At 72.6% G+C, this 8,922-nt stretch carries 3 protein-coding genes; all 3 read right to left on the bottom strand.

Going from position 1 to position 8,922, the window contains the following annotated elements; translation table 11 throughout:
• A partial coding sequence (locus tag PJ985_RS23525) for a polyketide synthase docking domain-containing protein (protein ID WP_443033575.1) occupies positions 1-282 on the bottom strand: 282 nt, incomplete at its 3' end.
• Complete coding sequence (locus tag PJ985_RS22920; RefSeq protein WP_271685808.1) at positions 173-5,920, bottom strand: type I polyketide synthase; 5,748 nt, start codon at positions 5,918-5,920, stop codon at positions 173-175. The genes PJ985_RS23525 and PJ985_RS22920, both read right to left, overlap by 110 nt.
• Positions 5,921-5,985: 65 nt before the next feature.
• On the bottom strand, positions 5,986-8,922 hold a 2,937-nt coding region (locus PJ985_RS22915; protein WP_271685807.1), incomplete at its 5' end, for an SDR family NAD(P)-dependent oxidoreductase.

The following is an 8,922-nucleotide window of genomic DNA, read 5'->3' as shown; positions in this document are numbered from 1 at the left end:
GTCCCGCTCGTCCCGCTCGCCGGACTCGTACTTCCGGATACTCTCGCGGGCCTCGTGAAGGTCCGCCATGGCGCGGCGCAGGTATGCGCGGAGCTTGTCTTCGTTGTTGACAGGCACGGTGCTCCCCCTGTGTGGGTCGGTGGCACGGGCCGGGCGAGCTGCCCGGCCGGCTTCAGGACAGACGGAAGTCGCTGTCGAGGAGGTCGAACAACTCGTCGTCGGAGGCGGTTCTGAGCCGGTCGGAGACCTCGGGTCCAGGCCCGGGGGGGTCCTCGGGCGCATGGCCCGACTGCCCGTCCGGATCGCCGAGTTCGGTGAGAATGGTGCGCAGCAGGCCTGCGGCGCGGGCGCGTTCGGTGTCGTCCTTGACGGCTGTCGCGAGCCCGTGTCGCAGCAGTTCCAGCAGGTTCAGGACGTCGGCGGCGTCCGTCGGGGGCTGCCGCTCGGTGGACGATTCGTGTTCCAGTCGGCTCCCCAGTTCGCTGTCCAGGTGGGCGGCGAGGGAGGCCGGGGTCGGGTGGTCGAAGACGATGGCGGCTGTCAGTTTGAGACCTGTGGCGGTGCTGAGCCGGTTGCGCAGGTCCACGGCGGTGAGCGAGTCGAAGCCCGCCTCCTTGAAGGAGCGCTTCATGCTCAGGGCGGCCGGGCGACCGTGTCCGAGGACGGCGGCGACCTCGGTCCGGACCAGATCCGTGAGGGTGGCCGCTCGTTCGGCCGGCGATTTCCCGGCCAGGCGCGCGAGGAGGTCGGGCTCGGCAACCACCTCTGCTGTGCCGGCACGCGGGCGCGGGCGGGCAGGGCCGGGCAGCACGTCCGGCACCGTGTTCCCGGGTTCGCCGCGGGACCGCAACGCGGCCAGGTCGAGCCGCAGAGGGTAGAGCACCGCCTCAGGCCGGGAGCAGGCCGCGTCGAAGAGGGCGAGCGCCTCCTCCACGGCGAGCGGGGCGAGCCCGGACCTGCGCAGTCGCGCCGCGTCCGTGAGGTTCAGCTCCGCGGCCATTCCGCCGTCCCACGGTCCCCATGCCAGGGAGGTCGCGGGCAGCCCTTGACCGAGCCGCCAGGAGGCGAGCGCGTCGAGGAACGCGTTGGCGACGGCATACGGAGCCTGTCCGGCGCTGCCGATCGTGCCGGCGGCGGACGAGAACAACACGAAGGCGGTGAGGTTCAGGTGCAGCGTCAATTCGTGGAGATTGACGGCGGCGTGCGCCTTGGACCGGAGTACGGCGTCGAGACGTTCGCCGGTCTGCGTGGTGACGACGCCGTCGTCCAGCACCCCGGCGGCGTGCACCACGGCGGTGAGCGGGTGAGCGGCGGGGATGTCCTTCAGCAGCCGCTCCAGCGCGTCACGGTCGGCAGCGTCACAGGCGGCGACGCGCACGGAGGCGCCGAGCGCTTCGAGTTCCCGGACCAGAGCGTCCGCTCCGGCTGTGTGCGGTCCGCGCCGGCTGAGCAGTGTCAGGTGCCGCACGCCGTGCCGGCCCACCAGGTGCTTCGCCACAGCGCCGCCGAGTGTGCCGGTGCCGCCGGTGATGAGGACTGTTCCGTCGGCCTTCCAGGGCATGGCCGAGGCGTCGGCGGCCGGTGCCCGCACGATGCCCGGGACGCTTACCGTCCCGGCACGCAGGGCCAGTTGCGGTCCTGCCGAGGTCAAGGCCCACGGCAGGGCGCGGAGGGACTGCGGGTGTCCGTCGACGTCCACGACGACGAACCGGTCGGGGTGCTCGGTCTGGGCGACGCGCAGGAGACCCCAGATCCCGGCGGCGGCCGGGGCCGTGACTCCCGTTCCGGTGTCCACGGCGCCGCGGGTCAGCAGAACCAGCCGCGAGCCGTTGAAGCGGTCGTCGGCGAGCCACCGCTGTACTGCGGCGAGTGCCTCGCGTGCCGTGGCGCCGGCACGGTCGGCGAGCGAATCGTCGCCGCGCGCGGAGTCGCGAGGAACGTTGCCGTCGGGTGTGCCGGTGCCGAATGAGTCAACACCCGGACTCCCGAGGTCCATCAGCACATGACTCGGTACGGGTATGTCGTCGTCGGCCGCGAGCGCGCCCAGGTCCGGATAGGTCTCCGTGGGCACCGCGGTCCCCACGGTGTCGCGCAGCAGCGGATCGTGCGGGCCCACGAGGGCGAAGCCCGCTTCGGCAGGCGTCGGGGCGGGTGGCACGGCGGTCCATTCCAGCCGGTACAGCGGGGCGTGGCCGGTCAGGGCGGCCGTGATCTGCTCGGCGGTGATCCTTCTCAGCGCCAGGGACTCGGCGGTGAGAAGGAGTGCGCCGTTCCCGTCGGCCACCGTCACGGTCACGGCGTCGGGGCCGGCGGGAGCGATCCGTGCACGGAGGCGGTCCGCGCCGGGGGCCAACAGCCGCACATTGGTCCAGGAGAACGGCAGGAGCCCGTGCGCCCCACCGGCGAACCGGTCACCGAGACCGATCGCGTGCAGGGCCGCGTCCAGCAGCGCGGGATGAACACCGTAGTGGGCGGCCTCCACGGCGTACTCCTCAGGAATCCGCACCTCGGCGAACGTCTCGTCGCCTCGGCGCCAGGCGGCGCGCAGTCCCTGAAAAGCGGGGCCGTACCCGATGCCCGCGTCGGCGAACCGCTCGTATTCGCCTTGGATTTCGACAGGTTCCGCCCCTTCGGGGGGCCAAGTACCGCCGAGGCCGGTGACGTCCGCACGGCCGGTGGGCGGGGCTCCGGCGGCGCCGTCGATGATGCCGGAGGCGTGCTGGATCCAGCCGGTGGCGCCGGACGCCACTGGTGCGGAGTGAATCCGCACCTGGCGGGCGCCGCCGGCGTCAGGACCGCTCAGGGTGACCCGTAGCCGGGTGCCCTCGTCCACCAGGATCACCAGCGGCGCTTCGAAGGTCAGCTCCGCCACCCGGTCGCACCCGGCCTCGGCGCAGACGTGGGTCAGAATGTCCAGCAGGGCCGAGCCCGGCACGACCGTACGGCCCCACACGCTGTGGTCGGCGAGCCATGGCTGGGCACGGAGGGAAAGCAGGCCGCTCCACACCGTCCCGGCGCCGTCGGGAAGTTCGACCGCGGCGGCGAGCAGCGGGTGCCCGCCGGTGGCCAGGCCGGCGTCGGCGAGGCCGGGCGCGGGGGCGGGCGGTTCGAGCCAGTAGCGGGCCCGCTGGAACGGATATGTGGGCAGATCGGTGGCAAGGGGTCCGTCGCCCAGTGGCGCGGCGATGTCGAGGGGGACACCGTGGACGTGCGCGCGTGCCAGGGTCTCCTGGAGGGCCGCCGTCTCGTCGCGGTCCCGCCGCAGAGTGGGCAGGACCAGCGGGGCGCGTCCGGCATCCACGGATTCGGCGCCCTCGAGGGACCGTTCGGTTCCGGGGTGCTCGCCCAGGCACTCCCGCGCCATCGCGGAGAGCACGCCGTCCGGTCCGAGTTCGACGAACGTGTCGATACCCTCGGCGCTCAGGCCGCGCATCCCGTCGAGGAATCGCACGGACTCGCGTGCGTGCCGTACCCAGTACTCCGGGGTGCGCAGGGCGTCGCCGGCCGCGGTGTCTCCTGTCAGATTCGAGATGACGGGAATTGTCGGCGCCCCGTAGCCGATGCCGCGGGCAATCTCCTCGAACCGCGCCAACATCCCGTCCATTCGCGGGGAGTGAAAGGCATGGCTGACTCTCAGCCGCTTCGTCCTGCGGCCTCGCTCGCGCCACAGCAGCATCTGTTCCAGGACAGCGCCCTCGTCGCCCGCGATCACGGTCGCGGTCGGTCCGTTGACGGCTGCGACGGACAGCTCCGCCTCGCGTCCCGCCATCAGCGGCACGACCTCGGACTCGGCGGCCTGGAGCACGGCCATCGCTCCGCCCGCGGGCAGTTCCTCCATGAGCCGACCGCGCGCCGCCACGAGCCTGGCGGCGTCCGGCAGCGTCAGGACGCCCGCCACATGAGCGGCGGTGATCTCCCCGATCGAGTGCCCCATGACGGCGTCCGGACGCAGACCCCAGCCGGTCAGCAGCCGGAAGAGCGCCACTTCGAGGGCGAAGAGGGCGGGCTGGGTGTACGCGGTACGGTCCAGCAGCCCGGCCGCACCAGTACCGGGCCGGGCGAACATGATCTCACGCAGAGGCTGTTCCAGGTGCTGGTCGAGCTCGGCTGTGACGTCGTCGAGGGCCCGCGCGAACGCGGGGTGGCGGGCGTACAGCTCCTTGCCGGCGCCCGGTCGCTGACTGCCCTGACCGGTGAAGAGGAACGCGACGCGACGCTCGGGGACGGCCGGGCCGGTGATCAGTCCACGGGCGTTCCGGCCCTCCGCCAGTGCCCTCAGACCGTCGAGAAGGTCCGCCTCGTCGCGGCCGAGGACGGCGGCCCGGTGTACGAACGCGGTACGGGACCGGGCCAGCGTGCGGGCGACGTCGTCGGCCGGCGGCGTCTCGGAACCGGTGGTGAGGTGGGTGTGCAGCCGCCGCGCCTGTTCCCGCAGGGCCGCCTCGTCGCGGCCGGACAGCATCCAGACGGGCGTCGCCCCCGGGGTGGCGGCTGGGGCCTCGGCAACGGGGGTCTCGGCGGTTGGGATCTCGGCGACACTTTCCAGGATGACGTGCGCGTTGGTGCCGCTCGCACCGAACGACGAGACGCCCGCCCTGCGCGGCCCGTCGCCGTGGTCAGGCCAGGGCCGATTCTCGGTCAGCAGCCGAACCGAGCCCGACGACCAGTCCACCTGGGTGGAGGGCCGATCGACGTGCAGGGTCCGGGGAAGCCGCCCGTGACGCATCGCCAGTACCGTCTTGATCACGCCGGCGACCCCGGCGGCGGCCTGGGTGTGACCGATGTTGGACTTCAGCGAACCGAGCAGCAACGGCCGGTCTGCGGGCCGGCCCTGCCCATAGGTCGCCAGCAGCGCCTGCGCCTCGATGGGATCGCCGAGCCGGGTGCCGGTGCCGTGGGCCTCCACGGCGTCCACCTCGTCGGCCGCCAGTCCGGCGTTCACCAGCGCCTGCCGGATCACCCGCTGCTGCGCCGTACCGTTCGGAGCGGTCAGACCGTTGCTCGCACCGTCCTGGTTGACTGCGGAACCTCGTACGACGGCGAGGACGCGGCGACCATTGCGTACCGCGTCAGAGAGCCGTTCCAGAAGCAGCATGGCGACGCCCTCGCCGAACCCCGTGCCGTCGGCCGCGTCGGCGAACGCCTTGCAGCGGCCGTCCCCGGCGAGACCGCGCTGCCGCGAGAAATCCACGAACATGGTCGGGGTGGACAGCACGGTCGCCCCACCCGCCAGGGCGAGTTCGCACTCGCCCAGCCGCAGCGCCTGCGCTGCCAGATGCACCGCCACCAGCGAAGAGGAGCACGCGGTGTCGATCGTGACGGCCGGCCCGTGGAGCCCCAGGGTGTAGGCGACCCGGCCCGAGGCCACACTGCCCGCGCTGCCGTTGACGAGATAGCCCTCCAGACCGTCCGGTGCCGTGGGCAGCCGCGCACCGTAGTCGTCGTACATCACCCCGGCGTAGACACCGGTGCGGGTGGAGCGCGCCGAGCCCGGGGCGATCCCGGCCCGCTCGAACGCCTCCCACGCGGTCTCCAGCAACAGACGCTGCTGCGGATCCATCGCGAGGGCCTCGCGCGGCGAGATGCCGAAAAATTCCGGATCGAACTCGGCGCAGTCGTAGAGGAATCCGCCCTCACGCGCGTAGCTGGTGCCGGGCTTCCCCGGCTGGGGGTCGTACAGGCTCTCCACGTCCCAGCCACGGTCGGACGGGAAGCCCGAGATCGCGTCGGTCCCGGAGTCGACCAGCCGCCACAGCTCGTCAGGCGTGGTCACCCCGCCCGGCAGCCGACAGCTCATCCCCACAATGGCGACGGGCTCCCGAGCACCGTCCTCCAGCTCACGCAGCCGCTGCCGTGTGCCGTGCAGTTCGGCGGTGACGCGTTTGAGGTAGTCGCGGATCCTGTTCTCGTCGGCGGCCATCTACTGGACCTCTCCTCGTCCGTGTCGCGGTTCGGGACGGCGTGGTTCCTGTCGGCTGACGGCGCTCACAACTGCTCCTCGATGAAAGTGAAGAGATCGTCGTCGGACGCCGAGTCCAGCTGCTCCGCAACGGCGCTGTCGGCGAGCCCGACGCCGACCGGGCCGGACCGCGCGCCCCCGACCAGCGCGAGCATTTCCTCCAGCCGCCGACGGACGATGTCGCGCCTGATGTCATCCGTCTCCATCCCGCCCACCGCGGACGCCAGTACGTCGAGTCCGTTCAGCGCCGCGTCGCCCGCGTCGTCGATGCCTTCTGCGGACAGCAGGCCGTCCAGGTGTTCGGCGACGGCCCGCGGGGTCGGATGGTCGAAGACGAGCGACGGTGCCAGCCGCAGGCCGGTTGCCGCGCCGAGCCGGTTTCGCAGTTCGACGGCGGTCAGCGAGTCGAATCCGGCATCGCGCAACGGCCGCGCCGCGTCCACGGCCTGCTCCCCCTCCGCGAGCGCGAGCACCCCGGCCACGTGTACACGTACGAGGCTGAGCAGTTCACGCACCCGGGCTTCGTGGTTCCGGCCGGCCAGCCGCTGCCTCAGCTGGTCGGCCTGCTGCGGTCCGGTGAGAGCCGGCGTGTCACGCGCGGCACTCGGTGACGCGACGCGCCGTACGGTCACAGCCGGCACGAGTCCGCGCAGCAGAACCGGAACCGCCTCCGGTCCCTCCGCCGCCTGCTCCCGGCGGAGCGCCGCGAGGTCCAGACGTGCCGGGAGGAGCAACGGCCCGTCATGGACGGCGAGTGCCCGGTCGAACAATGACAGGCCCTCTTCGCCGGTCATCGAGGCGATGCCGGAACGCCGCATGCGCCGGAGGTCGTTCTCGCCGAGGTGTCCCGTCATGTCGCTGGCCGCCCCCCACAGTCCCCAGGCCAGCGAGACGCCGGGCAGTCCCCGTGCGCGGCGGTGGTGGGCGAGAGCGTCCACAAAGGTGTTCGCCGCCGCGTAGTTCGCCTGTCCGGGGCGGCCGAGGATGCCCGCCGCCCCGGAGAACAGCACGAACGCGGAGAGCGGCATTCGGGCGGTGAGTTCGTGCAGGTTCAGCGCGGCGTCCACCTTGGGCCGCAGCACGGCGTCGACCCGCTCGGGGGTGAGTGCCTGGATCGCGCCGTCGTCGATGACTCCGGCCGCGTGGACCACGGCGGTGAGCGGGTGTGCGGCGGGGATGTCGGCCAGGACACGTTCCAGGGCGGCTCGGTCCGCGACGTCGCAGGCAACGAGGGAGACCGCGGCACCGAGCTCGGTCAGTTCCGCCGCCAGCCCGGTGGCGCCGAGGGCATCCGACCCACTGCGGCTGAGGAGGAGCAGACGGCGTACGCCGTGCCCGGTCACCAGATGCCGGGCGAGCAGGCTGCCGAGTGTGCCGGTGGCGCCAGTGATGAGCACGGTGCCGTCCGGGCCGAGCACCGAGTCGTCCGCTTCGGGCGCGGCGCCGGCTCCGTGACCCGTCGGCTCGGCGTCCGCCGGCAGCGACTCGATCTCGGGGACGCGTATCTCCCCTGCGCGCAGAGCTAGTTGGGGGACGTCCAGGGCGAGCGCCGAGGGCAGTGCCGCGAGTGAGGCGTCATCCGCGTCGACGTCCACCAGCAAGAAACGGTCCGGATGTTCGGACTGGGCCGACCGCAGCAGGCCCCACAGCCCGGCGTGGGCCAGGTCCGTGACGTCCTCGTCGACGCCGGCGGCGACGGCCCGTTCGGTGAGGACGGCGAGGCGTACGGCCGCGAGGCGTTCGTCGGCCAGCCAGCGCTGGAGGAAGTCCAGACCGGCCCGGGTCGCCGCGCGCACCGCCTCGGCTTCGGGAACGAGACCACTCGCGGTACGGGTGGAGGTGTGGGAGCCGGCGTCCGCGCGGAAGTCGGCGAGCACGACGGCTGGTACGTCTCCGCCCTCGTCCATGGCCGCACCCAAGGCGTCCAGGTCGGCGTGGACGGACACGGCTCCACCCGCCATCCGGGTGGCGGCCCGGACCGCGTCGCCCTGCCCGCCCACGACGGCCCACCGCAGCTGCGGCGCCACCGAGACCGGCTCACGGCGCCGCCAGCCGACGCGATACAGCGGACGGTCATCGAAGGCACCGAGCAGCCGTGCGAACCGTTCGCGGGCGAGCGGTCGCAGGACCAGCGTGTCCAGCGAGAGGACCGGCGCTCCGGCCAGGTCCACCGCCTGCAGCGACAACGAGCCGTCCCCGGCCCGCGCCAACCGGACGCGCAGTGTGTCGGCTCCGGTCGCGTGAAGTGTGATGCCCTGCCAGGCAAAGGGCAGCAGAACGCTGTCCTCCGGGGCTTCGACAAGGCCGCCCGCCAGCCACGGTTGCAGGGCGGCGTCGAGCAGAGCGGGGTGCAGGCCGAACCGTACGGCTTCCGCGGTGGCCCGCGCGGGGAGCCGCACTTCCGCGAATACCTCGCCGTCCCCTCGCCACACACCCTGAAGCCCGGCGAACATGTCCCCGTACTCGTAGCCCATGGCGGCGAACTGCCCGTACAAGGCGTCCACCTCGACCTGCTCGGTGTCCGGGGGTGGCCAGACGCCGGTGCTCCATGGTGCAGCGGCGGCCGGCGAAACGTCCGCGGAGAGAACGCCCACCGCATGCCGAGTCCAGGAGGCTTCCTCCCGTGTGGACTCCGCACGGGAGAAGACGCTCACGGCCCGGCGGCCCGATTTATCGGCCGACTCGACCACCACCTGGAGCCGCACACCACCCCGCGGCGGCAGCACCAAGGGGGTTTCCAGGCCCAGTTCCTCAACTGCGGCGCACCCCGCCGCCTCGGCCGCTCGCAGGGCGAGCTCCACGAAGGCTGTGCCAGGGAGCAGTACGGAACCGGAGACGGCGTGATCGGCCAGCCACTCGTGCGAGGCGAGCGACAGACGTCCGGCGAGAAGCAGGCTCCCGGACCCCCCGACCGGCAAGGCGCCGCCGAGCATGGGATGGTCCTCCCACTCCATGCCGAACCG

This window comes from Streptomyces sp. ACA25 (assembly GCF_028200735.1).
GTDB lineage: Bacteria > Actinomycetota > Actinomycetes > Streptomycetales > Streptomycetaceae > Streptomyces.
Note: the sequence above shows the minus strand (reverse complement) of the source record. Positions and strands in the feature narration are given on the sequence as shown.